We start from the raw sequence: 514 nt of genomic DNA on the forward strand, positions 1-514 counted from the left end.
TTCAATATCGGTTATATGGGCGCTTTGCACCCAGCGGCGCATTACGGCCTGCGGCCTAACGGCGCCCTACGAGTCGGAGCTTGGGATTGACGTTTTGGCGCTGTAAACGAAAAAACCCCACACGACATTTGTCGTATGGGGTTTCTCTTATATTAAAGCTTGACGACGACCTACTCTCACATGCGTGTCTGCAATAAAAAACCCCACACAGCATTGGCTATGTGGGGTTTCTCTTGTATTAAAGCTTGACGACGACCTACTCTCACATGGGATCTCCCACACTACCATCGGCGATGGCGCTTTTCACTTCTGAGTTCGGGATGGGATCAGGTGGTTCAACGCCTCTATGATCGTCAAGCAATTCTGTTGCGCTCGTTTTGGACTATTACTTTCTCCAAAACACGCTTTGTTCTGCTTGTCTTTCTGTTTACTGTTTAACAATTCATTTCGAAATAACGTGTATCAAGTTTTAAACCGTATCCTTTCGCTTATCTAAAGCTACTTTGGTGTTATA

1 rRNA gene is annotated in these 514 nt (G+C 45.7%); it reads right to left on the minus strand.

The window, feature by feature from the left end:
- Positions 1-243: 243 nt before the first annotated feature.
- Positions 244-358, minus strand: a 5S ribosomal RNA gene (gene rrf, locus ACYVGZ_RS11745).
- Positions 359-514 lie beyond the last annotated feature (156 nt).

Source organism: Marinomonas epiphytica (assembly GCF_054780655.1).